General features: G+C 38.0%; 18 protein-coding genes and 2 pseudogenes. 15 read left to right on the forward strand and 5 right to left on the reverse strand.

Annotation, left to right across the window (positions count from 1 at the left end):
* Position 1: 1 nt before the first annotated feature.
* The 14 genes from infB to WS44_RS02085 all read left to right on the forward strand — a co-directional run bounded on the left by infB (position 2) and on the right by WS44_RS02085 (position 17,684).
* Positions 2-2,605: a translation initiation factor IF-2 gene (gene infB / locus WS44_RS02020; RefSeq protein ID WP_046432798.1), complete on the forward strand. Its 2,604-nt coding sequence runs from the start codon at positions 2-4 to the stop codon at positions 2,603-2,605.
* A gap of 18 nt (positions 2,606-2,623) precedes the next feature.
* Entirely contained in the window at positions 2,624-2,989 is a 366-nt protein-coding gene (locus tag WS44_RS02025; RefSeq protein ID WP_046432801.1) for a ribosome-binding factor A, read from the forward strand.
* 49 nt (positions 2,990-3,038) lie between these two features.
* The gene (truB, locus tag WS44_RS02030; protein WP_046432804.1) at positions 3,039-3,932 is read left to right on the forward strand and encodes a tRNA pseudouridine(55) synthase TruB; all 894 of its coding nucleotides are present in this window, start codon (positions 3,039-3,041) and stop codon (positions 3,930-3,932) included.
* A gap of 20 nt (positions 3,933-3,952) precedes the next feature.
* Positions 3,953-4,882 (forward strand): riboflavin biosynthesis protein RibF, encoded by a 930-nt coding sequence (ribF, locus tag WS44_RS02035; protein WP_046432805.1) that lies wholly within the window; start codon positions 3,953-3,955, stop codon positions 4,880-4,882.
* A gap of 252 nt (positions 4,883-5,134) precedes the next feature.
* Entirely contained in the window at positions 5,135-6,646 is a 1,512-nt protein-coding gene (abc-f, locus tag WS44_RS02040; RefSeq protein ID WP_046432806.1) for an ABC-F type ribosomal protection protein, read from the forward strand.
* Between the two features lie 88 nt (positions 6,647-6,734).
* The gene (gene hrcA / locus WS44_RS02045) at positions 6,735-7,784 is read left to right on the forward strand and encodes a heat-inducible transcriptional repressor HrcA (protein WP_013438131.1); all 1,050 of its coding nucleotides are present in this window, start codon (positions 6,735-6,737) and stop codon (positions 7,782-7,784) included.
* Positions 7,785-7,796: 12 nt separating this feature from the next.
* A complete protein-coding gene (gene grpE / locus WS44_RS02050; protein ID WP_013438130.1) occupies positions 7,797-8,381 on the forward strand; it encodes a nucleotide exchange factor GrpE in 585 nt (194 codons plus the stop codon).
* Between the two features lie 16 nt (positions 8,382-8,397).
* Complete coding sequence (gene dnaK, locus WS44_RS02055; RefSeq protein WP_013438129.1) at positions 8,398-10,260, forward strand: molecular chaperone DnaK; 1,863 nt, start codon at positions 8,398-8,400, stop codon at positions 10,258-10,260.
* 83 nt (positions 10,261-10,343) lie between these two features.
* On the forward strand, positions 10,344-11,498 hold the full coding sequence (gene dnaJ, locus WS44_RS02060) for a molecular chaperone DnaJ (protein WP_013642124.1): 1,155 nt from the start codon (positions 10,344-10,346) through the stop codon (positions 11,496-11,498).
* 99 nt (positions 11,499-11,597) lie between these two features.
* On the forward strand, positions 11,598-13,436 hold the full coding sequence (lepA, locus tag WS44_RS02065) for a translation elongation factor 4 (RefSeq protein WP_046432807.1): 1,839 nt from the start codon (positions 11,598-11,600) through the stop codon (positions 13,434-13,436).
* A gap of 2 nt (positions 13,437-13,438) precedes the next feature.
* The gene (locus tag WS44_RS02070; RefSeq protein WP_013438126.1) at positions 13,439-14,128 is read left to right on the forward strand and encodes a class A sortase; all 690 of its coding nucleotides are present in this window, start codon (positions 13,439-13,441) and stop codon (positions 14,126-14,128) included.
* A 110-nt stretch (positions 14,129-14,238) separates the two neighbouring features.
* Positions 14,239-16,512 carry a single-stranded-DNA-specific exonuclease RecJ gene (gene recJ / locus WS44_RS02075; RefSeq protein ID WP_013642123.1) on the forward strand — a complete coding sequence of 758 codons (2,274 nt, stop codon included), beginning with the start codon at positions 14,239-14,241 and terminating at the stop codon, positions 16,510-16,512.
* A 104-nt stretch (positions 16,513-16,616) separates the two neighbouring features.
* The gene (locus tag WS44_RS02080) at positions 16,617-17,144 is read left to right on the forward strand and encodes an adenine phosphoribosyltransferase (RefSeq protein WP_013438124.1); all 528 of its coding nucleotides are present in this window, start codon (positions 16,617-16,619) and stop codon (positions 17,142-17,144) included.
* A gap of 93 nt (positions 17,145-17,237) precedes the next feature.
* A complete protein-coding gene (locus WS44_RS02085; RefSeq protein WP_046432809.1) occupies positions 17,238-17,684 on the forward strand; it encodes a GNAT family N-acetyltransferase in 447 nt (148 codons plus the stop codon).
* 419 nt (positions 17,685-18,103) lie between these two features.
* On the opposite strand, the pseudogene WS44_RS02095 reads toward WS44_RS02085, so the two are convergent.
* The 4 genes and pseudogenes from WS44_RS02095 to cls all read right to left on the reverse strand — a co-directional run bounded on the left by WS44_RS02095 (position 18,104) and on the right by cls (position 22,398).
* Positions 18,104-18,960 (reverse strand): annotated as a pseudogene (locus WS44_RS02095) (MupG family TIM beta-alpha barrel fold protein).
* Positions 18,961-19,100: 140 nt separating this feature from the next.
* On the reverse strand, positions 19,101-20,012 hold the full coding sequence (gene cysK / locus WS44_RS02100) for a cysteine synthase A (RefSeq protein ID WP_046432815.1): 912 nt from the start codon (positions 20,010-20,012) through the stop codon (positions 19,101-19,103).
* Between the two features lie 10 nt (positions 20,013-20,022).
* Positions 20,023-20,813: pseudogene (locus WS44_RS02105) on the reverse strand (homoserine O-succinyltransferase).
* Positions 20,814-20,907: 94 nt separating this feature from the next.
* Positions 20,908-22,398 (reverse strand): cardiolipin synthase, encoded by a 1,491-nt coding sequence (gene cls / locus WS44_RS02110; RefSeq protein WP_022087277.1) that lies wholly within the window; start codon positions 22,396-22,398, stop codon positions 20,908-20,910.
* 134 nt (positions 22,399-22,532) lie between these two features.
* Between cls and WS44_RS02115 the strand changes: the two genes are divergently transcribed.
* On the forward strand, positions 22,533-23,030 hold the full coding sequence (locus WS44_RS02115) for an SLAP domain-containing protein (protein WP_046432821.1): 498 nt from the start codon (positions 22,533-22,535) through the stop codon (positions 23,028-23,030).
* 59 nt (positions 23,031-23,089) lie between these two features.
* Here WS44_RS02115 and WS44_RS02120 read toward each other — a convergent pair whose 3' ends face one another.
* Positions 23,090-25,363 carry an HAD-IC family P-type ATPase gene (locus tag WS44_RS02120; protein ID WP_046432823.1) on the reverse strand — a complete coding sequence of 758 codons (2,274 nt, stop codon included), beginning with the start codon at positions 25,361-25,363 and terminating at the stop codon, positions 23,090-23,092.
* Between the last annotated feature and the right edge of the window lie 54 nt (positions 25,364-25,417).

Below are 25,417 nucleotides of genomic sequence, written 5' to 3' on the forward strand. Positions count from 1 at the left end.
GATGGCAAAGAAAAGAATTTATGAAGTCGCAAAAGAAGTAGGCGTTGATAATAAAGTTGTAGTCCAAAAAGCAAAGGATTTAGGCTTTGATGTGAAAAATCACATGTCATCAATTGATGATGTACAGGCTGCAAAATTAAAGAGTAGTTTCCAAAACTCCGCTCCCGCCAAGAAGAATAATAAGATTAAGATCTCTATTTCTTCTATTCGCAAGAATGAAAGGAAACAAGAAGATAATAATTCTTCTAAGAAGCCAAGAAGACGTAATAATAAACGTCGTCAAAATAATGATCGTAATCGTGATAATCGAAACGAACGCGGCAATAATAGAGCTAATTCAGGTAAGCCCAAGGCCGCAGCTTTGCTTCAACAATTTAAGCAAAAGCAACGTGCCGAAGAAGGCCAACTTAACAAGGAAGCTCAAAAAGCTAAGAAAGAATATCACGAACAGTTGAAACATCCAAAACAAGAACAACCAGTGAAAAATAATAAGAAAACTAATAACGATAACAACAAAAAGAAGTCAGCACCAGTTGAAAAGAAAGTAATTGGTCCTAAGATTTTAAAGCCATCCCCAGCTCGTTTAAAGCAAAATCAACCATCAGCTAATGAAAGAGTAGCTGCTAAGGTTACCATGCCAGAAGCTCCTAAGGATGATAGACGTGGCAATGATCATGGTAGAAATACAGGTAAGCCAGGCCGTAAGGGTAAGAACCAATTCTTCAACGGACACAGTGAACATTCAGATCGTTCAGAAAGAAAACGTCGTAAGAACAGGAAGAAGCAACAAGAACAAAAGCCAAAGAAGCAACCTACTAAGCGTAAGGAACGTCCATTACCAGAAGTATTGGTTTACGAAGAGGGTATGAACGCACAAGACCTTGGTAAATTACTTCACCGTGAACCAGCAGAAATCGTTAAGAAGCTATTCATGCTTGGTGTTTTGACTAACCAAAACCAATCATTAGATAAGGATACTATTGAATTATTGGCTGCTGAATACGGTATTGATGCTAAGCAAAAGGTTCATGAAGATATCTCTGATATTGACACTCTTTACAACAAGAGAATGGAAGAATCAAAGAAGTCTAAGAACCAAGTTAAGCGTCCACCAGTAGTTACTATCATGGGTCACGTTGACCACGGTAAGACTACCTTGCTTGACCGCTTACGTCATACTCACGTTTCAGCTCACGAAGCTGGTGGTATCACTCAGAAGATCGGTGCTTACCAAGTTAGATTAGACAACCGTTTGATTACTTTCTTGGATACTCCAGGACACGCCGCATTCTCAAACATGCGTGCACGTGGTGCTGAAATCACTGATATTGTTGTCTTAGTTGTAGCTGCAGATGACGGTGTAATGCCACAGACTGTTGAAGCTATTGACCACGCTAAGAGTGCTAATGTTCCAATTATTGTTGCAATCAACAAGATGGATAAACCAGGTGCCAACCCACAACACGTAACCGAAGAATTAATGAAGTATAACTTAATTCCTGAAGATTACGGTGGTGACACAATCTTCGTTAACATTTCAGCTAAGACTGGTCAAAACGTTGATGACTTGCTTCAAATGATTTTGCTTCAAGCTGATGTGATGGAACTTAAGGCAAATCCTACTGAAATGGCTATCGGTACTGTAATTGAAGCCCGTTTGTCACGTGGTCGTGGCCCTGTAGCCGACGTTTTGATCCAACAAGGTACACTTAATATTGGTGATCCAATCGTTGTTGGTGATACTTTCGGTCGTGTACGTACAATGACCAACGATCGTGGACGTCAAGTTAAGAAGGCAACCCCATCAGAACCTGTTGAAATTACTGGTTTGAACGATGTTCCTGAATCAGCTGATAAGTTGGTTGAGTTTAAGGATGAAAAGACTGCAAGAAGCGTTGGTGAAGCTAGAGCACAACAATCATTGCAAAAGTCTCGTGAAAAGGTACAACACGTTACTCTTGATAACCTCTTCGATACTATGAAGAAGGAAAACATGAAAGAGGTTGACATTGTCTTGAAGGCTGATGTTCAAGGTTCAGTAGAAGCTTTGCAACAATCACTTGAAAAGATCGAAGTTGAAGGCGTACGTGTCAACATTATTCACTCAGGCGTTGGTGCAATTAATGAATCAGATGTTACTTTAGCTGGTGCATCTAATGCATTTATTATTGGTTTCAACGTTCGTCCAACTGCAACTGCTAAGAGTCAAGCAGAAACTGACTCTGTTGATATTCGCTTGTACAGTGTCATCTACAAGGCTATTGATGATGTTACTGCTGCCATGAAGGGTATGCTTGAACCAACTTACGAAGAAAAGGTTATCGGTAACTTAACAGTTCGTGAAACTTGGAAGGTTTCTAAGGTTGGTACAATTGCTGGTTCCTTCGTTGATAAGGGTGTAGTTAAGAACGATTCTAAGATTAGAGTTATTCGTGACGGTATCGTTAAATACGATGGCGAAATTGCATCACTTAAGAGATTCAAGGACGATGTTAAGGAAGTTAAGCAAGGTAACGATTGTGGTTTGACTATTAAGGACTACAACGATATCAAGGTTGGCGACGAATTCGAAGTATACGAAATGCAACAAGTTGAACCTAAGTAATTATTTTAGGAGGCAAGCATGAAGCATAGAATTGGTCGTGTTGAAGGAGAAATCCTTCGCGAATTAACCAAAATTTTACAAAAGAAAATTCGTGATCCTCGTTTAAGCGAAGTTACAATCACTGCGGTTGAATGTACGAATGATCTTTCATATGCAACTGTTTACTACAGTTTATTAACTGAAGATGTTGAAAAAGAAAAGGAAGTCGAAGAAGGCTTAGAAAAGGCAAAGGGCATGATGCGTCATTTGCTTGGTCAAACTTTGACTGTATATAAAGTTCCTGAACTTATTTTCAAACGTGATAATTCAGTAAAATATGGTAGTAAAATTGACCGTTTAATTGCAGAAGTTAAAAAGCAAGATGCTGAACGGGCAAGTAAGTAAAAAAGGCGCCGTTAAGGCGCTTTTTTTGTTAGCTAGATAGGATATAAATATGTTAAATGGAATTTTAGTGATTGATAAAGACAAGGATATGACAAGCGCAGATGTTGTTTACCATTTGCGTCGTGCGTTGCATATTAGAAAAATTGGTCATGCTGGTACATTGGATCCTGAAGTAACGGGAGTTTTGCCTATTGCAATTGGTCAAGCTACCAAATTAATCGAATTGATGCACACACGTCCTAAGAAGTATGAAGGCCAAGGCTTGTTGGGTTATGCTACTGATTCATATGATGCAACGGGTACGGTTTTAAAGGAAGAAAAGCTTGATCATCCTTTTACTACTGAAGAGATTCAGGCTGGAATGGATTCTTTTAAGGGCGAAATTGAGCAGGTTCCACCGATTTATTCAGCGGTTAAAGTAAATGGTAAGCACTTATATGAATATGCCCGTGAAGGTATTGCTGTTGAGCGTCCTAAGCGAATAGTTGATATCTATGACTATCTTTTAATAGATAGACCTGTTTTTGACGAAGAAAAAGGTCAAGAAAGTTTTGGCTTCGAAATTGAATGCAGTAAAGGAACCTACGTTAGATCATTAGTTAATGATTTAGGAGAAAAACTAGGTAAGCCAGCCGTTATGACCGAATTAAGAAGAACTGCTAGTTCTGGCTTTGATATCTCACAAGCAGTAAAATTAAGTGAGATTGAGGCAAATCCGGAGAAAGCTGATGAGTTGATTCAACCAATTGATGCCTTTTTCACCAATTATGAAACTATTGATTTATCAGATGATCAATGGAAGAAAGTACAAAATGGTGCTTGGATTAAGTTAGAAACAGATGCCAAAAAGGTAGCTTTAAGGTACAATAAAAAAGTTAAGGCAATTTATGAGAATAAGGGGAGACTCTATTGCCCAAGTCTAATGTTGCTTCAAAATGAATAATTGAAACGAAGGAATTAGTTGTGAAAATCGTTCATTTAACTTATCCAGTTAAAGAAAATATTCTATCTTCAAAAGTAGTGCTTGCTCTCGGCTTTTTTGATGGGGTTCATTTGGGACATCAAAAATTAATCAAGCGAGCAAAAGAAATTACTGATCAAAAGAATCTGCCTTTAGTAGTGATGACTTTTGACCGACATCCTAAAGAAGTTTATGAGGACAAAAAGAATTTTAAATATCTTGAAACGCTCGAAGAAAAGGCAGACAAGATGTCTGAATTAGGGGTTGATTATCTGGCTGTGATGCCATTTACCAAGGAATTTAGTCAAATCGGGGCACAAGATTTTGTCGATAATGTAATCGTTAAATTGAATGCGGACACTATTGTAGCAGGCTTTGACTATACATATGGTCCAAAGGAAATTGCCAATATGGATCGTTTGCCAGATTATGCTAAGGGGCGCTTTGATATTGTAGTGATGCCTAAGCAGATTTTTGCTGGTAAAAAGATTGGTTCTACTGAAATTCGCCAAGCCATTAAAGATGGCGATATGGAACTTGCATATGAACTGATGGGTCATCATTATGTGATGAGTGGAATCATAGGACATGGCAAACGTAATGGACATAAGCTTGGCTTTCCAACTGCTAATTTAATCTGGGCCGATCACAAGGTGATCCCTAAAATTGGCGTTTATGCCACTAAAACTGAAGTTAATGGTAAATGGTATGAATCAATGACTAGCGTTGGTTATAACGTTACCATTGGTCAAGAAAAGCGTATTTATATTGAATCTAATATTTTTGATTTTGATCAAGATATTTATGGTGAACCGATAAAAATAAAGTGGTATAAGTACACACGTGGAGAAATAAAATTCGCTGGTTTGGATGAGTTGAAAAAGCAACTTGAGAAGGATCAAAAAGAAATCAAGGAATATTTTGCGGAATAATAGTTGAAATGTAATATTATTCATGATACACTTTTTGTATCAATTGAAATTCAAATTTAGAAAGAGGGATCGCCGTTGCGTCTTTAATCTTGCAAAATGAAGCATAGTTGAACAATGTACTTTTAGGTAGATAGTGAGATTATGCACTTTTGGCAAGATTGACGTAGACGGGATGCCTCTTTTTTGTACGCAAAAATAGGGAGAGTCTATGCTTGGCAAAAGTGTAGACTCTCTTTTGCGTGAGGTGATTTCATGAGCAATATTAAGATTTCAAACCTTTCTTTTAGATACGAAGATGCCAGTGACAATATTTTTAATGACTTAAATTTGAACTTGGATAGTAGTTGGAAATTAGGCTTAGTAGGGAGAAATGGTAGAGGTAAGACTACATTTCTAAATTTACTAAGAGGAAAACTACAGGGAACCTGTAAAATTGAAAGTAAACTAGCTTTTTCTTACTTTCCAATTAAAATTAATAATCCTGACAATATTACTTTATATGAGTTGCAAGACAAAGCTTCTTTTGAACAGTGGGAGCTTGAGCGAGAAATGAATTTATTAGGTGCTGATCCGGATTTACTCTGGCAGCCATTCAATACTTTGAGTGGTGGTGAACAAACTAAGGTTTTGCTTGCGCTGTCTTTTACTAATAGGGATGCATTTCCGTTAATTGATGAACCTACCAATCATTTGGATGAGGCTAGTCGTTTGCAAGTAGCAAAGTATTTGAAAAAACATGATAAAGGCTACATTGTTGTTAGCCACGACCGTGATTTTTTGAATCAAATTACTGATCATATTTTGGCAATTGAAAATACTGAAATTCATTTGTATCAAGGAAATTATGCTAGCTATGAAGATACAAAAGAGAAAAGGGATCAATTTAATCGCGATAAAAATGAGAAGCTAAAAGGTGAAGTTAGACGACTTAATGAAAGTCAATTACGGTTAAAGAAGTATTCTAATAAGTCTGAAAATCAAAAGAATGCTAAAGCACACGATAATGAAATTCACGCTAATATCAACAAAGGATTCTATAGTCATAAAGCCGCTAAAATTATGAAGAGGTCGACAAATTTATCTAATAGAATTAATAAAGATATTGAAGCTAAAAAAGGTTTGATGACCAACATCGAAGATGTACCTGATTTAACTATTAACTTCCAGCCAAACTATCATCAAACTTTACTTGAAACCCAGCACTTGTCTTTGAGGGTTCAAGATAAACAGCTTTTTGAAGATCTAAACATGATTGTTGAAAATAAGGGCGTCATTTCTCTAGAAGGCAAAAACGGTACTGGTAAATCGACCTTTTTGAAATTGCTATTAGGTAAAGCAAATGATGTGTCATATCAAGGCCAGTTTGCGTTAACCAATGGCTTGAAAATATCATATTTACCTCAAGACTTTACTGAATATACCGGTACATTAAAAGAGTTTTCGGAAAAACAAAAGATTTCATATGAAGAGCTGCTCCATAATTTGAAGAAAATGGGCTTTTCACGAGAAAGTTTTACTACAAAGATCGAAGAAATGAGCATGGGTCAGCAAAAACGAGTAGCTTTGGCTAAATCTTTAGTAGAACCAGCTGATTTATACTTGTGGGATGAGCCTGCGAATTATTTGGATGTCTTTAATCAAGATCAGTTGATTAAGCTACTGAAAAATGTTCAACCAGCTATGGTTTTAGTTGAGCACGATCAATACTTTATTGAGCATGTAGCAACGCAAAGAATAAAATTAAAAAAATTCAAAATAAATTAGCACTCGGGTTGAATTATTGCTAAATTTTAGTATAATAGAATCTGTTAGCACCTGAGAGATGTGAGTGCTAAAAGTGAGGGCGATATTTATGTTGACCGAGCGTCAAGAACTTATTTTAAAAACAATAATCACGGACTTCACGCAGACACATGAGCCTGTAGGTTCAAAGACAGTGATGAAACAATTACCAATTAAGGTATCAAGTGCAACCATTCGTAATGAAATGGCAGTGCTTGAAGATCAGGACTTGATTGAAAAGACTCACTCTTCTAGTGGTAGAATTCCTTCAAGCGAAGGTTATCGATACTATTTGGATAATTTGGTTGAACCACTGCAGTTGCCAGAGTCCGTTTATAATACAATCGGAAGTCAATTAGATCGGCCTTTCCATCAAGTAAATGAGATTGTACAAGAAGCAGCTCGTATCTTATCAGATTTAACTGATTATACTGCTTTTGCCGAAGGACCTGAGAGTGGGGATGTTAAGATCACCGGTTTCAGAATTGTGCCTTTGTCAGCTAGACAAGTGATGGCCATTCTGGTTACGAGTGATGGTAACGTTCAAAATCAGGTTTATGCTTTACCACACAATATTCATGGGGAAGAAATTGAAAAAGCAGTACGCATGATCAACGATCAATTAGTAGGCAAGAGCTTAAATGAAGTTAATATTTCATTCTTAAGTGAGCTTGCTAAAAACGAAATCGGTAGCGATCATGTTAGTGAGCTTCTAGATTTGGTCGAAGATGTTTTAAAAGATGCTGCAAGCGAGCAGATGTATGTTGATGGACAAATTAATTTGTTGAACAACACATCTGAGCATAATGTCAATGATATCAGATCGCTTTATGAAATGATTGATCATGATAATCTATTTTCTAACTTGCTAGATGGTGAGGCTGATCCAAAGACTGAGAAATATCCAGTAAAAGTAAAGTTAGGTTCAGAAATGCCTAACGACTTATTAAAGAATTATAGTTTGCTGACTGCTGAATATAGCGTCGGCACCCATGGTAAAGGAACAATTGCTTTACTTGGGCCAACAAATATGCCGTATTCACAAATGATCGGCCTTCTTGAATACTTTAGAAATGAGTTGGCCAAGAAGTTGCTTGATTATTACGGTAAATTTCAATAGAGGAGGTTAGCCGTGAGTAGAGAAGAGTTTCCAAGTGAAAAAGATTTAGATAAAAAAGAAAAGGCTTCTGAGCCAAAAAAGGCTGTGAAAAAAGAAAAGGCTAAAGACGAAGAGCCTAAAAAAGATAAAGAAGATCAAAAGTTAGCTAAAGAAATCGCTGACTTAAAAGAAAAGAATAAAGATCTTGAAGATAAGTACTTGCGTAGCGAAGCCGAAATTCAAAATATGCAAGCTCGTTATTCAAAAGAAAGAGCACAACTTATCAAGTATGAATCTCAAAGCTTAGCTAAAGACGTTTTGCCTGCAATGGACAACTTGGAAAGAGCTTTAAGCGTTAAGGCCGATGATGATGTGTCTAAGCAATTGAAGAAAGGTGTTCAAATGACCCTTGATTCACTTGCAAAGGCCATGAAAGATCACGGTATTGTTGAGATTGAGGCTGAAGGCGTTAAATTTGATCCGACATTGCATCAAGCTGTTCAAACAGTAGCAGCTGAGAATGATGATCAAAAAGATCACGTTGTTCAGGTTTTACAAAAAGGATATCAATATAAAGATCGGACACTAAGACCAGCTATGGTTGTAGTTGCTCAATAAGAGAGGAAGTTTATACATGTCAAAAGTTATTGGTATTGACCTCGGAACTACTAACTCAGCAGTTGCAGTTCTTGAAGGTAAAGAACCAAAGATCATTACTAACCCAGAAGGCAATCGTACTACTCCGTCTGTAGTTGCTTTCAAAGACGGTGAAATTCAAGTAGGTGAAGTTGCTAAGCGTCAAGCTATTACTAACCCTAACACCATTGTTTCAATCAAGCGTCACATGGGTGAAGCTGATTACAAGGTTAAGGTTGGCGACAAGAGCTACACTCCACAAGAAATTTCAGCATTCATTTTGCAATACATCAAGAAGTTCTCAGAAGACTACTTAGGTGAAGAAGTTAAGGATGCAGTTATTACTGTTCCTGCTTACTTCAATGACGCACAACGTCAAGCTACTAAGGATGCTGGTAAAATCGCTGGCTTGAACGTTCAAAGAATCATCAACGAACCAACTGCTTCAGCTTTAGCCTTTGGTTTGAATAAAGACCAAGATGAAAAAGTTTTGGTTTACGACCTTGGTGGTGGTACTTTCGATGTTTCCGTTCTTCAATTAGGTGACGGTGTCTTCCAAGTATTGTCAACTAACGGTGATACTCACCTTGGTGGTGATGACTTTGACCACCGTATTATGGATTGGCTCATCAAGAACTTTAAGGATGAAAATGGCGTTGACTTGTCCAAGGACAAGATGGCAATGCAAAGATTAAAGGACGCCGCAGAAAAGGCTAAGAAAGACTTATCAGGTGTATCAAGCACTCACATCTCACTTCCATTCATTTCTGCCGGCGAATCTGGTCCACTTCACCTTGAAGCTGACTTAACTCGTGCTAAGTTCGATGAATTGACTAGCGACTTAGTTGAAAAGACTAAGATCCCATTTGACAATGCATTAAAGGATGCAGGTCTTACTGTTAACGACATCGACAAGGTTATCTTAAACGGTGGTTCAACTCGTATTCCAGCTGTTCAAAAGGCAGTTAAGGAATGGGCTGGCAAGGAACCTGACCACTCAATTAACCCTGACGAAGCTGTTGCCTTAGGTGCAGCTATCCAAGGTGGTGTTATTTCAGGTGACGTTAAGGACATCGTATTGCTTGATGTTACTCCATTGTCACTTGGTATTGAAACCATGGGTGGTGTCTTCACTAAGTTAATCGACAGAAACACTACTATTCCTACTTCAAAGAGCCAAATCTTCTCAACTGCTGCAGATAACCAACCAGCAGTAGATGTTCACGTATTACAAGGTGAACGTCCAATGGCCGCAGACGACAAGACTCTTGGCCGCTTCGAATTAACTGATATTCCACCTGCACCACGTGGTGTTCCTCAAATTCAAGTTACCTTCGATATCGACAAGAACGGTATCGTAAACGTATCTGCTAAGGATATGGGTACTGGTAAGGAACAAAAGATTACTATCAAGAGTTCATCTGGTTTGTCAGACGAAGAAATCAAGCGTATGCAAAAAGACGCCGAAGAACACGCCGAAGAAGACAAGAAGCGTAAGGAAGAAGCAGACTTACGTAACGAAGTTGATCAATTAGTCTTTACTACTGAAAAGACTTTGAAGGAAACTAAGGATAAGCTTTCTGATGCAGATCGTAAGCCAGTTGAAGATGCCCTTAATGACTTGAAGAAGGCTCAAAAGGACAACAACTTGGACGAAATGAAAGAAAAGAAAGATGCTTTATCCAAGGCTGCTCAAGACTTAGCTGTTAAACTTTACCAACAAAATGGTGGAGCTCAAGGTGCAGCAGGTCAAGCTGGCCCACAAGCAGGTCCTCAAGGCCCACAAGGTGGCAACCCAAACAACGGTAATAACGGTGGTGCCCAAGATGGTGAATTCCACAAAGTAGATCCAAACAAGTAATGGGTTTATAATTAAACAAAAGGAGAAGAGAACTACCCATTGAGTAGTTCTTTTCTTTTGAGAATAATAAGGAGTTCAAATAGATGGCACAAGAAGATTATTATAAAGTGCTTGGCGTAGATCGTGACGCCAGTGACCAGGAAATTAATAAGGCATATCGTAAACTAGCAAAGAAATACCACCCAGATTTGAACCATGAACCCGGAGCTGAAGAAAAGTATAAGCAAGTTAACGAAGCTTATGAAGTTTTGCATGATAAGCAAAAGCGTGCACAATATGATCAATTTGGTTCTGCCGGTGTAAATGGCCAAGGTGGCTTCGGTGGCGGAGCCGGTCAAGGCTTTGGTGGTGCAGGTTTTGATGCTTCAGGCTTTGGCGATTTTGGCGACATTTTTGGCGATATCTTTGGTCAAGGCCGTCAACAAAGAGTCGATCCTACAGCACCTCAACGTGGTGAGGACCTAGACTATACTTTAACGATTGACTTTATGGATGCCATTAATGGTAAAAAGTCTCAAGTTAGCTATACTCGTGATGAAACTTGTGAGACTTGTGGTGGTAATGGTTGCGAAAAAGGTACGCACCCAATTACCTGTGATAAATGTCATGGTACAGGTTATATGACAGTTACCCAACGTTCAGTCTTTGGTATGGTTCGTCAACAAACTACTTGTGATAAATGTAATGGTCGTGGTGTGGTCATTGAACACCCATGTAAGACTTGTCACGGTAGAGGTATTGTTGAACGTAAGAATACTATTGAGGTTGATATTCCAGCAGGTATTGATAATGGTCAACAATTGCGTTACCAAGGCCAAGGTGATGCCGGTATTAATGGTGGACCATATGGTGACTTGTACATCATTTACCGAGTAAAGCCATCCAAGATTTTTGAACGTCGTGGTCAAAACATTTATACTCACGTGCCAATTTCATTTGCGCAAGCTACATTAGGTGATGAAATTGACGTTAAGACTGTTCATGGTGATGAAAAGTTGACCATTCCAGCAGGTACGCAACCTAATAAGAAATTTACCTTGCGAGGTAAAGGTGTGCCTTATCTTCGTGGTGATGGCAACGGTGATCAAATTATTACTGTTGATATCGTTATTCCAAAGCATATTAATGAAAAGCAAAAACAAGATTTGACTAACTTTGTTCAAGATGGTGGTGGACATATTACTCCAAAAGAAAAAGGCTTTTTCGAAAGGCTTAAAGATAAATTGAACGGAGAATAAAAAAATAGCGAGCTGTAAAATGCAGCTCGCTATTTCTTTTGTATGCGCCGTAACCTTTGCTATAATTAATAAGACAGAAATAAAAGGGTGCATTTATTTATGGATTTAAACAAATTAAAAGACTATCAAAAACATATTCGAAACTTTGCAATCGTAGCGCATATTGACCATGGTAAGTCTACTATTGCCGACAGAATTCTTGAATTGACTGATACTGTAAGTCAACGTCAACTTAAGAATCAGATGTTAGATGATATGCCACTTGAACGTCAACGTGGTATTACTATTAAAATGAACTCAGTTGAAGTTAAGTATCATGCCGAAGATGGCGAAGACTACATCTTCCACTTGATCGACACACCAGGGCACGTGGACTTTTCTTATGAAGTATCACGTTCTTTGGCTGCCTGTGAAGGTGCATTGATGGTAGTTGATGCTTCACAAGGTGTGCAAGCTCAGACTTTAGCTAACACTTACTTAGCGATCGATGATGATTTGGCAATTTTACCTGTAATTAATAAGATCGACTTGCCATCTGCTGATATTCCTAAGACTAAGGAAGAAATTGAAGAGATGCTTGGTCTTGATGCTGCTGAAGCTGCGGAAGTTTCTGGTAAAACCGGTCAAGGCATCAAGGACATGCTGGAAAAAGTAGTAAAAGACATTCCAGCTCCATCTGGTGATATTACTGCGCCACTCAAGGCTTTGATTTTTGACTCAAAATATGATGACTATCGTGGTGTCGTAATGTCAGTCAAAATCGAAGACGGTACAGTTAAGCCTGGTGACCGAGTTCAAATTATGAATACTGGTAAGGAATATGAAGTTACAGAAGTAGGTGTTTCAAGTCCACATCCAATTAAGAAGGATATCTTGATTGCTGGGGATGTAGGTTATATTACTGCCAACATTAAGTCCGTACGTGAAACTCGTGTTGGTGATACTATCACCCAAGCAGATAATCCTACTGCCGAACCACTTCCAGGTTACCGTCAAATTCCACCAATGGTTTACTCTGGTATGTATCCAGTTGATAACCGTGATTATGAAGACTTAAAGGAAGCTTTGCAAAAGTTGCAATTAAACGATGCAGCTTTAGAATTTGAACCTGAAACTTCTACTGCTTTAGGCTTCGGGTTCCGTTGTGGTTTCTTAGGACTTTTGCATATGGATGTTGTGCAAGAACGACTAGAACAAGAATTTGATCTTGATTTAATTATGACTGCACCATCCGTTGACTATCATGCAATTATGAATGATGGCTCAACTAAGGTAATTGATAACCCATCAGATTTGCCAGATGCTGGTGAATACAAGGAAGTGCAAGAGCCTTATGTTAAGGCAGAAATTATGGTGCCAAATGACTTTGTTGGCCCTGTAATGGAACTTTGTCAAAGAAAACGTGGCGAATTTGTTACGATGGACTATCTTGATAAGTACCGCGTTAACGTTATCTACAATATGCCGTTGGCTGAAATCATCTTTGACTTCTTCGATGATTTGAAGTCATCAACTAAGGGTTATGCTTCACTTGACTACGAGATTACTGGCTATCGTGCAACCGACTTGGTTAAGATCGATATCTTGCTTAACAAGGAACCAATCGATGCTCTTAGCTTTATCGCTCACAGAAGTGAAGCACAAGATCGTGCTCGTCAAATGACTTCAATGCTTAAGAAGTTAATTCCACGTCAAAACTTCGAAGTTGATATTCAAGGTGCGATCGGCGCCAAGATTATTTCTCGTGCTACGATCAAGCCATACCGTAAGGATGTTACTTGGAAGATTCACACCGGTGACCCTGACCGTCGTGCTAAATTGCTTGAAAAGCAGAAGCGTGGTAAAAAGAGAATGAAGGCTGTAGGTAAGGTAGAAGTGCCTCAAGATGCCTTCATGGCCGTTCTTAAGATGAATGATGATGATATCAAAGGCAAGTAATTATGGCTAAAAATAAACAAAAAAGTTCTGTTAGCACAATTCTAATCAGAATTTTTGCCGTCATTTTATTGATTGTTGGTTTGGTCCTGATTTTCAATAAACAGATTGGTAATCAGATGATCAGTCATAACCAACAGTCAACTTTGACTAGCTTAACTAGAAAGAAAGTTGAACAAAACCAAAAGAAAAAGGGGATGTACGACTTTAAGAAGGTGAAGTCAATTGGCATAGGCCAGGCCACAAGGTCGCAGATAAAGAAGACCTCAGGTGCGATTGGTGCTATAGCAATCCCTGAAGTTAATATGCATTTGCCTATTATGTTAGGGATGTCCGATGATGCGATGTCTACTGGTGGTGGAACAATGCGTGCCGACCAAGTGATGGGTAAAGGTAATTATCCTCTTGCTGGTCACTATATGACCGCGAAGGGTATTCTATTTTCACCACTAGAAGATGTTAAAAAGGGCGAGTTAATTTATTTAACTGACTTGAAGAAGGTATATATTTATCGCATTTATATGAAGAAGATCGTTGATCCTTCTGCAGTTTGGTTAGTTAACAATACCCGACAAAACATCGTCACCTTAATTACCTGTGCTGATGGTGGTAAAAATCGCTGGGCAATTCGTGGTAATTTAATTAAAACCGAAAAAGCAACAGATAATAATTTGAAAGTCTTTAACTTAAAATAGATTGTCTGACTTATACAGATATCGTATTTGCGTTAAAATTATTAATAGATTTGCAAGAAAGACACTCGCTTGTGAGTGCCTTTTAGTTTTGATGAGGGTGTTTTACAGTAATGAAATGGCAACAAAGAACTGCTGAAGAGCTAGATCCAAGTTTGATAGAAAAGTATCAGCTAAGTCCAATTGCGGCAAAGCTTTTTGCCTTACGTGGCATTGACAGCGATGAAAAACTAGATTTCTGGTTTAATGCGACCGAAGAGAATTTAGCGGATCCTTCGCTTATGCATGATATGGACAAGGCCATTGATCGAATCAATCAAGCAATTGATAATGGTGAAAAGATTACGATTTATGGCGACTATGATGCTGACGGGATCACTGCGACAACGATTATGACAGAGACTCTAAGTATTTTAGGTGCTGATGTGTATTACTTTATTCCAGATCGCTTTAAAGACGGCTATGGCCCTAATATTGATCGCTATCATGATATTGTTGCAGACGGTACCAAATTAATTATTACTGTAGATAATGGTGTGACTGGTATTGACGAAGTTAAATATGCTAAAGAACATGGTGTAGACACAATCGTAACCGACCACCACACTTTTCAAGAACAAAAGCCAGATGCCTATGCCATCGTACACTGTAATTATCCTGGCCAAAAATATCCTTTTGATGATTATTGTGGTGCAGGTGTTGCCTACACAATCTGCCGCGGCTTAATGCAGGATACGATGCCAGAACTACTTGATTTAGCCATGATAGGTACGATTGGCGATATGGTTAAAGTAACCGGAGAAGGTCACGTAATTGTTAAACGAGGGCTGGAAGTACTTAACCAAACTGAGCGACCAGGTTTGCGTGCCCTGATAAAGAATGCTGGCTTAACTTTAGGCTCGATTAACGAAACAGATATCGGCTTTAATATTGCTCCTCGTTTGAATGCGGTAGGTCGATTGGCCAATGCTAACCTTGCAGTTGAGTTATTATTAAGCGACGACGATGTTGAAGCACAAAAGATTGCGGATCAAATTGAAGAGCTGAATAATCAGCGTAAGGAATTGACGACTGAAGTCTATGATAAATGTATGGCGTTAATCCGTGAGAATAGCTGGCAAAAACAAAATACGCTTGTTTTATATGATCCAGATTTTCATGAAGGTGTGTTGGGCCTGGTAGCCAATAAGATCGTTGAGAAGACGCATAAGCCAACGATCGTTTTAACTAAGAATCAGGCTGGAGAAATCAAAGGTTCAGGTAGATCAATTACTGGCTTTAATTTGTTTGATGCCCTTAATCCTTTAAAAGAAGAGCTTTTTACCAAATTTGGTGGTCATGATTTTGCCTGCGGTTTATCAATGACTGAAGATAAAATTGGTGCTTTAAGAGAAAAGCTTGAGAAAGGTTTTCACGTTGAAGGTGGACTTGAAATTAAGGAATATGATATGGAACTGCCTTTGCAGGGATTGTCACCACAGATCTTAGCGCAGATTAATCAAGTGGGACCGTTTGGAACGGGGGATGCACAGCCAATTTTCAGTATCTCCAACCCAACGATTACCCAATTTTTTAAGATTGGTAAAGAGAAGAATCACGTCAAGTTTAATGTCGCTAAAAAGGGTGGCAGCCTGGCTGTAATTGGTTTTAATAAAGACTTTTTAAACAATAATTTGTTGCCATTTATTGCCAGGGTCTTTGTTCAATTGTCGCTTAATACTTATCGCAATAAGATATCGTTGCAAGGTATCATCGAAGGAATTGAATTTGCTTCACCTAAATTAGCTGTTCCTACGCCAGTTATTGATTTGCGTCAAGAAAAGCTAGTCATGGGTTTTGCAGATCGTTATTTGTTATTTGACAAAAAGAATATTCCAATTGTTAGGAATAGACTGCAAGTAAGTGACGATAAGATTAGTTTGGTTAAAGATTACGACAAATCTGGTGAAACAGTTGCTTTGCTTGATGTACCACGCAATCAAATCGAATTAAATTCGGCACTAGAAAAGAATTACCAACAAATTTACTTACGTTTCTTGCTTGATCAATTGCCAGTAGAGCATATTCCAGCAAAAAGTTATTTTGGCAAAGTGTTGAAATATATTTATGCTCACCCAACGTTGAGTCCAGATGATTATCGCACCGTAGCGCCATATCTTGGCTTAGATTATGACAGTGTATTGTTTATTTTACGTGTCTTCTTTGAATTAGGCTTTGTTAAATTGGACGATGGCAAGCTAGTAGGCGAGCAGCATCCTCAAAAGCAGCCTTTAACAGCATCTAAGTATTTGAGAGCAACGCAGTCACAAATTAAGTTTGTCGATCAATTGAGAACAATGCCAACTCAGCAAATTATCACATATGTTAATAATTTTTTGAATAATTAGATAAATATCAAGATTTTGATGTTTTTATACCAAAAATCTGTTAAAATATACAAGTTAAAAGTGTTTGAATAAAAACGCAAAGATTTTTGGAGGTTTTACTTCTTATGGCAATTGATTTTAGTAAGTATATTGCAAGCGTAAAGGACTTTCCTAACAAGGGAATTGTGTTCCGCGACATTACACCAATCTTGCAAGATGGCGATTTATACCGTACTGCTACTCATGAATTAGCAGAATACGCCAAGAGCAGAAATGCGGATGTAATCGTTGGTCCAGAAGCACGTGGTTTTATCGTTGGCTGTCCTGTAGCAACTGAATTGGGCATTGGCTTTGTTCCAGCAAGAAAGCCTCACAAGTTGCCTAGAGAAGTTGAACGTGCTTCATATGCTTTGGAATACGGTTCAAACAGCTTGGAAATGCACAAGGATGCTATTAAGCCAGGTCAAAGAGTAGTTGTATGTGACGACTTGATGGCTACTGCTGGTACTTTGAGAGCTTCTAAGGAATTAATCGAAAACCTTGGTGGTAAGCTTGTAGGTGCTGCATTCTATATTGAATTACCTGACTTAAAGGGTAGAGAGAAGTTGCCAGACGTTGATATTTATTCATTAGTAAAATATCACGGTGCTTAAATAGTAAATAAAAAGCCTTAATGCGAAAGCATTGGGGCTTTTTTATTTTGCAAAATTTTTATAAAATTATTAGTTAATAAAAGAGGGGGAAGCATGAAAATCAAATCATACGAAAAACAATATTTTGCGCAACTAGGCGCAGTGATGGATAAAGCGAGGATGCAAGAACTAGAAGCTGAAAATTTGGAGCCAGTTTTTGTGGCTTTCAGGGATGCACCATATTTAGATTATTTGTTGTCTTGTAAGATTTACGTAGCACTTGAGGACGAAAAATTAATGGGTTTTATAGGCTTTAAACCAGGTAAGATCGAATTCATCTATGTTGATCCAAATGCACAAGGTAGAAGGATAGCTACCAAGTTAATGGAAAAAACACTAGACGAATTAAAGCGACCAGTCAGTCTTGAGGTGTTTACCAACAATAATCGTGCTAAAGCTTTGTATAAAAAGTTTGGTTTTGAAACTGTTAAAACGATAACTGAGAAATGGTCTGATGAATATCCGGTTCTTTTCTCACAAGATACGATGGAATTAAAGTAAGGAGTAATTATAAAAATGAATATCTGGATAAAACGAATTATTAAAGTCATTGCAATTTGGTTACTCTTAATAATGATCTATTTAACTTTGAATTTGTGGTTTAATGTAAATATTCCAATTGTTTCGAATATCTTTGGCGTCAACTTGATAGCAAATACTGAGGCAGGACGTTCTATTACGATGACCTCAATCTTTCCAAACTGGATCCTTAGTTTAGCATGCTTTGTGATCGCATATGTTGGTGTGAGATGGTTTTGGAAAGGGATTAACAAATCTAAAAAATAAATCGTCTTAAAATGTTGCACTAGTAATTAAAGATCGTTATACTAATTTGTATAACGCTTAGAAATAGCGTGAAATCAACAGAAATAAAAAAATACCCCTGAAGGAAAAATTTCTTTAGGGGTATTTCTTTTGTTCTATTTGCCAGTTAACTTAAATTTGGTCCATGGCTTGATAAAATCAAGTAAAAATAATTCATCTTTGGCGATACTACCAATTTTGTTCTTTCTTGGCTCTTTATGTGGCTTTAAGACAATTTGAAGTTCATTTTTGTAAATACCAAAATTGTCATTACCGATTAAAACATCACCACGTTGAAATTCCTCTTCATTATCATGTGGTGGGTTAGGGATGTCTTTGTAAGTTACTCGAGGCATAGTTGAACGAATGACAATTTCATTCATGTCGCCGCGGCGGAAGTGTTGAGGTTTTTCTATATCACTAATTTGTTTTACATAATCAACGTGAAGCATTAACTGGTAACGATTTACCTCTGATAAAGCCCTTAATTCTTCTTCGCTAGCATAGGCGTTACCAATGATTACGTCATCAATTAAGCCTGAGGCAAATAAATGCATTGCTTGATAGGAAATAATATTGTTTAAGTAGTCGACGTTGTTACTCATGTTTAATTCAATGATTAAACCATATGGATTGTAAGAAAGCATTGCTTCTGTTGCCCCGTCGAAGGCTGGGTCTAATCTAATACCAGCTGCACCAGTATCTGCGAAGAATTTTAAGTCAGAGTAACTAATTCCAAGTTGATCAGATAATTGAGGAGAAACGTCTAAGAAAGTTTGGTAACCTAATTTGTTGCCGTATTCAATTATTTTTTTGTACTTGGCTTGAGTTTCTGCAGGACTGACTTGACTTCAAGCATACTCATAAAAATGCGAGAGAAGCCGTATTTATGACCAAGTTCTAGGTATTTAGCATTGTCTTCAAAATTACTGTGGTCTGGATAGATGGATAGACCTAAAGATCTCATTCTCATTATATATACCTCTTTTCGTCAATATGTATATACCAATTATAGTTGATAAAATTAAAAGGGTCTAGCCCAATGTTCTGGTAAAAGAAAAAGGATGAATCAAATCAATTCATCCCTAGACAATGATTTCAGTAATATTTTGTTTATTCGTTAAATAAAGCAGTTGAAAGGTAACGATCACCGCCATCTGGACTAACAGTGACAGCAGCATGACCTTTACCAAGCTTCTTAGCTAATTCGATTGCACCGTGGATGTTGGCACCAGCGAAAATACCAGGTAAGAAACCTTCGTTTTTGGCAACTTCACAGGCTATCTTCATCGCTTCATCAGTTGAAACTTCTACAATGCCGTCATAGACATCTTTGTCCAATTTTTTTGGAATAAATCCAGCAGCTATGCCGTGTTTGCCAGTCTTGCCATCCTTTAATAAAGGTGACTCGCTTGGCTCCAGTGCGTAAACCTTAGTATTAGGATTTTCCTTCTTTAATGCACGGCCAATACCTGAAAGAGTACCACCGGTACCAACGCCAGCAACAAAAGCGTCGACAGACTTGCCGATACCGTTCATTGCGCTAATAATTTCTGGACCAGTAGTCAACTCATGAATATTAGGATTTTCAGGATTATCGAATTGCATTGGCATATAATAGCTTTTTTCCTTAACTAATTCTTCAGCCTTAGCAATAGAACCCTTCATGCCTTCAGAACCTGGTGTCAAAATAAGTTCAGCACCGTAGCCTTTCATGAGCTTACGACATTCTACACTCATGGTTTCAGGCATGACGATGATAATGTGATAGCCTTTAGCAGCAGCTACCATGGCTAAACCAATACCGGTGTTGCGTGAGGTAATAGTACCGCCTGGCTTTAAATTGCCATCACGTTCAGCTTTTTCAATCATTGCTAAAGCAATACGATCTTTGGTTGAGCCTGCAGGGTTTTCAAATTCAAGCTTAACATAAACATCAGCCGCATCTTCTGGAACGACACGGTTTAACTTCAATAATGGTGTGTTACCAATCAATTCTGTAACTGAATTATAAATTGTACTCATTTTTTACCTCTTAATTTAAAACTAACTTGCTTTTTTCAACTTGTTTAAGCCAGTTATCAAAAAACGTTTTTTGTGTATCCTTCCATTGAAAAAGTGGGGAGGACATAGAATAATTATCTGGCTTTTTGTAGTGACGATCGGGATGAGCTGCGATTTCTCTTTGATATTCATCCCTTAAACCAGTTCTGCCATATTCGATATGTGAGAAGATGAAGTTTTGTTCAGGCTTCTCTTCTGATAAAACCATGAATAAATGGCCGTTATCATCAACCGAATTGATCACTAAACGTGGATTTTGCATGATTTGTTCTTTATCCATTTTCGCATAACGAGCATGGGGAGCGATAAAGCCTTGGCTAAGCCCATCTAATAAAGGATGTGGTTCGATGATTAAATGGGGAAAGATGCCAAAAATCTTTTCTGCTAAAATTCTTTTTCTAATGCCATAAAAATAGTTCATGGCTGCCATTGCACCCCAACAGAAGTACAATTGTTGCTTTCTTTGTTTATCAAGTTCTTGAATCAAACATCGAATTTCCTCTATATATTCGACATCATGAAAGGCAAGATGGTCAATCGGTGCACTTGTAATAATGAAGCCATCAAATTCTTTGATACGATCGATATCTAATGGCTCTGAAGAAGTAGCAGATACTTCAGTAGGAACAGGGCGATGCAGATAATGAGAGCGTGGATATAAAAACGTTAATTTTTCGTTAGGCAAAACCTTTAAAAGCGTTTTTGCGTATCCAGCTTATTGTGCATCAGATTGAGAGCGCCTATTTTTACTTTATTAGCCAAGTTTTAACCTCCTTATTTATTAAAAGTTAATAGACTTATATAGCTTATAAAAAATAAGTAAAGAAAAAAGGCCCAATATTTTTGGACCTTTGATTTAAAAGATTGGTGAAAGCAATCTAGAGAAGTATTGTTTGAATTTTAACCAAGATGACTGTTTAGCAAAATATTCATTAGTCAATAAGGTACATTTCTCAAGATCTTTTTCAAAAATCTCTTTTAATTCTTTAGTTAAAAGAGGATTGTAGTTGAATGAGTTAACTTCAAAATTCAAAGTGTAACTACGGAAGTCTTGATTGGCAGAACCAACAGACGAGATATTTGAGCCACTGACCATTGTCTTAGCATGGATAAAGCCATCATTGTACTTATAGACTTTAACGCCGTTAGCAACCAAGTATTTGGCGTAATATTCAGTCGCACGATAAACAAATGGGTGGTCAGGCATACATGGAATCATAATTTTGACATCCACGCCACTGTTGGCTGCAATAATCAATGATTCTAGAATTGAGTCTTCAGGAATCAAATATGGCGTCTGAATATAAACGTATTCTTTTGCGCTAGCAATGATACCTTCATAACCGCGTCGAATACCGTAGCGTTGGTTATCAGGACCAGATGCAACAATTTGCATGGCGACGTTGTTATCTGATTCGAAGTCTTTACGATCAACAATAAAATTTTTAAGCTCATCTAATTCGAATTTAGGAAGACTAGTTCTTCTAGTTGAAGTGTTCCAATCCATGGCAAAACGAACTTCCATTAGAATAGGAGATTGTCCTTCTACACGAAGGTGCGTATCGCGCCAGTGACCAAATTTCTTAGATTGATTTACGTATTGATCGCCAATATTAAAACCACCAATGTAACCCGTATTGTGGTCAATAACGACCAATTTGCGGTGAAGGTGATAGTTAAGACGAGGAGTAGTGAACCAGTGCTTTTTAGAAGTAGAAATAAATGGTTGTGCTTGCCCACCCAATTCTCTTAAATGATCAAAAAATGCTGGCTTAGTACCACGTGAACCTGAAGTATCATAGATTACTCGCACTTTAGCACCATTTTTGGCAGCTTGCTCAAGTGCAGCTAAAACGCGATGGCCTAATTTATCTGCATAAAAAGTATAGAACTCCAAACTAACAGCTACTTTGGCATTCTTAATGTCTTCAATCATTTGATCAAAGAGTTCGGGGCCGTCTGTGTAGACTTTAACGTGGTTAGCAAAGGTCAAGATAGCATCATCATTATTTAAATTCAGCTCAGTTAACATTCTGACACGTGGAACCCGTTCTTTTCTTGGAAGAAGATCGTACTCTTGCAACATCTTCTTTTGCTGGTTTAAATAATGGTTACGTGTTTCTTTTTGTTCCTTTTGGATAGCAAAGATTTCATCTTGCGATAATTGCCGGCCAAAGAAAAGATAAAGAATAAATCCAATACCAGGTAAGATTGTCAAAACAAGCATCCATGCCCAAGTGGCAACCACGCTTCGACGACTTCTAAAGACGGTCCATACGGCAAAGATGACGTTAATTATCCATAGAACCTCTAAAGTTCGCCTTATTATGTCCCATGTTAAAATCATTATTTTGTTACTCCCCTTTGAATAGTTTCAATTAATAATTTTAGCAGATTTAATTCAAAAAATAGTTTAAATTTATTGATCTCTGATAAAATAAAAGTGAAAGCAAAAAACAGATTAAACGGGGGTAGAGAACGATGAGAAAGAGAATAGTTTATCTTGCTGGGTTGGCTTTAATGGCAATGGATTTAGGTGCAACAACTACCGTTGAACCCGTTAATGCAGCGATTGCTGATCCAATTCAAACAGGTAAGAAATTAAATTTAACTAGAAGTGCATATGTTTACAACAAGCGCGGTGTTAGAGTGGGTCGGTTAAAGAAGGGTAACATGTGCAAGATCCACGTTATCAAAGTAATCAACGGCGCCACTTACGTTAAGATTGGCAAGAACAGATTCGTAAAACAAGAAGCATTTTTACCATATGTTAAGTCTGCTCGAGTAGAAAACATTATTAAGAAGAATTCATATATCTATGATGAAAATGGTGAAAAAATTCCAGGCAAGTTTGTCAAGCGTGGTACCAAAGTAGACTATTTAGGTCATAAAGAAATTAATGAAAAGCCATTTGTTCAAATTGGTGATGGCGAATACGTTAAGGCATTTAATGTTTTAACTATTATGGTTAATAACTAAATAATCAAGACAAAACAAAAAGAAGTGATGATCATCACTTCTTTTTTATTCTGGTCAAATTATCTATTTTTCATTACCGGTTGGTAAACCAAATCAATTAATACTGCCGCAATTACTGCAACAACTACAGTGATTAATAAGTTTTGCCAGCTAATTTGTACCATTGCTAAACCGCAAAGAGCCAAGATAAAGGTTAAAGCTACGTCCGCAATTTGAACGATACCAACCAACTTGGATGGGTAATCTTGCCAGAAGTACTTGCGAGTTCTGGTGATTAATACGATGAGCATAGCACTTAAGACTAAGTATACGTAGACCATCGTTGAAATAGCACCATGACTCCAGCCATGAGTATTCAAGTACCAAACAAAGATGAAACCGATCACGGTCCAACCGGCAGCAAGAGAGAAGGCAATTTTAGCTAATTTAGCCATGTTCCAGTTTTCTGGCTTGTAAGTGATATGGGTTCTATCAGTACCGATCATCATAGTAACCATGTTGTTCATGATAGTGTAGATAACCATTGCGTTCAAAGCCATTGGAATGTAGTCGAAGAACAGGTAACCGAATGTTAAAAGCATAGTTAATTCGGCAGTTCTAGCAAGCTTAGTCAATGACCAAGTAGTCATTCTTTGGTAAACGCGGTGACCAGCATCCAAGATCTTAACGATTGAACCTAAACCATCGTTCAAAAGAACCATCTTGCCTGAACGCTTAGCAACGTCGGCAGCGTTAGAAACGGCAATACCAACTTCAGCTTGCTTCAAAGCAGGTGAGTCGTTAACACCGTCACCAGTCATCCCAACAATGTAGCCCTTCTTTTGGAAGCACTTAACCATGTTTAACTTATCTTCAGGTAAAACGTCGGCGATACCAGCTAAGTTGTCGATATCGGTATTATCGTTAAAGTCATGAATAGAAATTACTTCACCAGTTAAATCAACTTGTTCAGCTACGGCTGCGGCAGTCTTTTGGTTATCACCGGTTAACATGATAGGACGAACGCCACGCTTCTTTAATTCAGCTAAAGCAGCCTTAGAATCGCTTCTTACCTTATCTTGTAAGATGAAGACACCGGCGAATTTATCGTCGATTAAAACAGCAACTGAACGACCTGCTTTAAAGTTAATGTCGTTTACTTCTTCGTTGGCATTTTTATCGATTAAAGATAATTGTTTAAATGAACCCAGCTTAACGTTGTGACCATCAGCTTCGGCCATTGAGTAACCAGTGTCGGAAGTAAATGGTACGAAATTATCGGTGTCCATTACAGGGATGTTTTTTTCTTTTAAGTATTCATCAATAGCAGTATCAATGATACCGGCATTACGTTTGTCAGTGGCCGCACCAACTAAGGCAAGCACATCTTTATCAGGTAGATCGCTAACATCGGTCCAGCTAGCTACGGCAGTTTTGTTTTCGGTAATAGTTCCAGTCTTATCAAGCAAGAGCAAGTTCAAGTTGGCTGCATCTTGAATACCAGTTAAGTCGGAAGTCAAGACGCCTTCTTTACTCAAACGAGTTGCTTCAAATGAGTTGGATAATGCAAAAGTTGATGGCATAGCCACAGGAATTGAGGCAATGAACATCATGGCAAGGAATGGCAACATGTTAATAAAGGTATTGAAATTGCCACCCTTGAAGAATGAAGCGATGATGATTACTAAAGTAAGAACACCATCTAATAAACAAAGGTAGTAGATGATCTTAGTCAACAATTGTTGCAAGTGACCTGGTGCAGCAGAATTGTTGATCAAGTTGATGGTCTTACCACTTCTTGAGTGCTTACCAGTAGCAGTAACGATTGCTAAGCCGTCACCTTCGACAACTGTAGTACCAGCATAGGCGGTGTCGTCAACATTCTTTTTAACTGGCTTTGATTCACCAGTAATTGAACTTTCATCGCAAGCTAGAGCGCCAGAAACTACTTTGACATCGGCTGCCAATACGTCACCACGTTGCAATGAGATTAGATCGCCTTTGACTAATTGCTTAGAGTCGATCTTGATCCATTTGCCATCTCTTTCAACCGCAACAGTTGGCGTTAATTTGTGTGAAATGTTGTTTAATACGCGACGTGATTGTTTCTTCTTTGAAGCTCCGTTAAAGGCCGCGAAGAGTAACATCAACAATACGAATAATGATTGAACCCACTTGCCTAAGATACATTCAAGGATCAATGCACCTTCTAGAATCCAAGCAGAAAGATTCCATAATTTAGACAAAAATTCCTTAAAGAAATTGTATTCAGGCTCAGGTACTTCGTTTAAGCCGTCTTCTTTAAGGCGTTTGTCTGCTTCGGCTTGAGTTAAGCCATGAAAATTTTCAGACATTTGTTTAATTCCCTCCAAATCTACCTTATTAAATTAGCACATAAATTGCCCAGA

Origin of the sequence: Lactobacillus sp. N54.MGS-719 (assembly GCF_000980505.1) — a bacterium.
Classification (GTDB): Bacteria; Bacillota; Bacilli; order Lactobacillales; family Lactobacillaceae; genus Lactobacillus; species Lactobacillus amylovorus.

What these genes read in the sequence shown, in the direction of transcription:
- infB (WP_046432798.1), top strand. Translation starts at nt 2, where the DNA reads ATGGCAAAGAAAAGAATTTATGAAGTCGCAAAAGAAGTAGGCGTTGAT.
- WS44_RS02025 (WP_046432801.1), top strand. Translation starts at nt 2,624, where the DNA reads ATGAAGCATAGAATTGGTCGTGTTGAAGGAGAAATCCTTCGCGAATTA.
- truB (WP_046432804.1), top strand. Translation starts at nt 3,039, where the DNA reads ATGTTAAATGGAATTTTAGTGATTGATAAAGACAAGGATATGACAAGC.
- abc-f (WP_046432806.1), top strand. Translation starts at nt 5,135, where the DNA reads ATGAGCAATATTAAGATTTCAAACCTTTCTTTTAGATACGAAGATGCC.
- hrcA (WP_013438131.1), top strand. Translation starts at nt 6,735, where the DNA reads ATGTTGACCGAGCGTCAAGAACTTATTTTAAAAACAATAATCACGGAC.
- dnaK (WP_013438129.1), top strand. Translation starts at nt 8,398, where the DNA reads ATGTCAAAAGTTATTGGTATTGACCTCGGAACTACTAACTCAGCAGTT.
- dnaJ (WP_013642124.1), top strand. Translation starts at nt 10,344, where the DNA reads ATGGCACAAGAAGATTATTATAAAGTGCTTGGCGTAGATCGTGACGCC.
- lepA (WP_046432807.1), top strand. Translation starts at nt 11,598, where the DNA reads ATGGATTTAAACAAATTAAAAGACTATCAAAAACATATTCGAAACTTT.
- WS44_RS02070 (WP_013438126.1), top strand. Translation starts at nt 13,439, where the DNA reads ATGGCTAAAAATAAACAAAAAAGTTCTGTTAGCACAATTCTAATCAGA.
- recJ (WP_013642123.1), top strand. Translation starts at nt 14,239, where the DNA reads ATGAAATGGCAACAAAGAACTGCTGAAGAGCTAGATCCAAGTTTGATA.
- WS44_RS02080 (WP_013438124.1), top strand. Translation starts at nt 16,617, where the DNA reads ATGGCAATTGATTTTAGTAAGTATATTGCAAGCGTAAAGGACTTTCCT.
- WS44_RS02085 (WP_046432809.1), top strand. Translation starts at nt 17,238, where the DNA reads ATGAAAATCAAATCATACGAAAAACAATATTTTGCGCAACTAGGCGCA.
- cysK (WP_046432815.1), bottom strand. Translation starts at nt 20,012, where the DNA reads ATGAGTACAATTTATAATTCAGTTACAGAATTGATTGGTAACACACCA.
- cls (WP_022087277.1), bottom strand. Translation starts at nt 22,398, where the DNA reads ATGATTTTAACATGGGACATAATAAGGCGAACTTTAGAGGTTCTATGG.
- WS44_RS02115 (WP_046432821.1), top strand. Translation starts at nt 22,533, where the DNA reads ATGAGAAAGAGAATAGTTTATCTTGCTGGGTTGGCTTTAATGGCAATG.
- WS44_RS02120 (WP_046432823.1), bottom strand. Translation starts at nt 25,363, where the DNA reads ATGTCTGAAAATTTTCATGGCTTAACTCAAGCCGAAGCAGACAAACGC.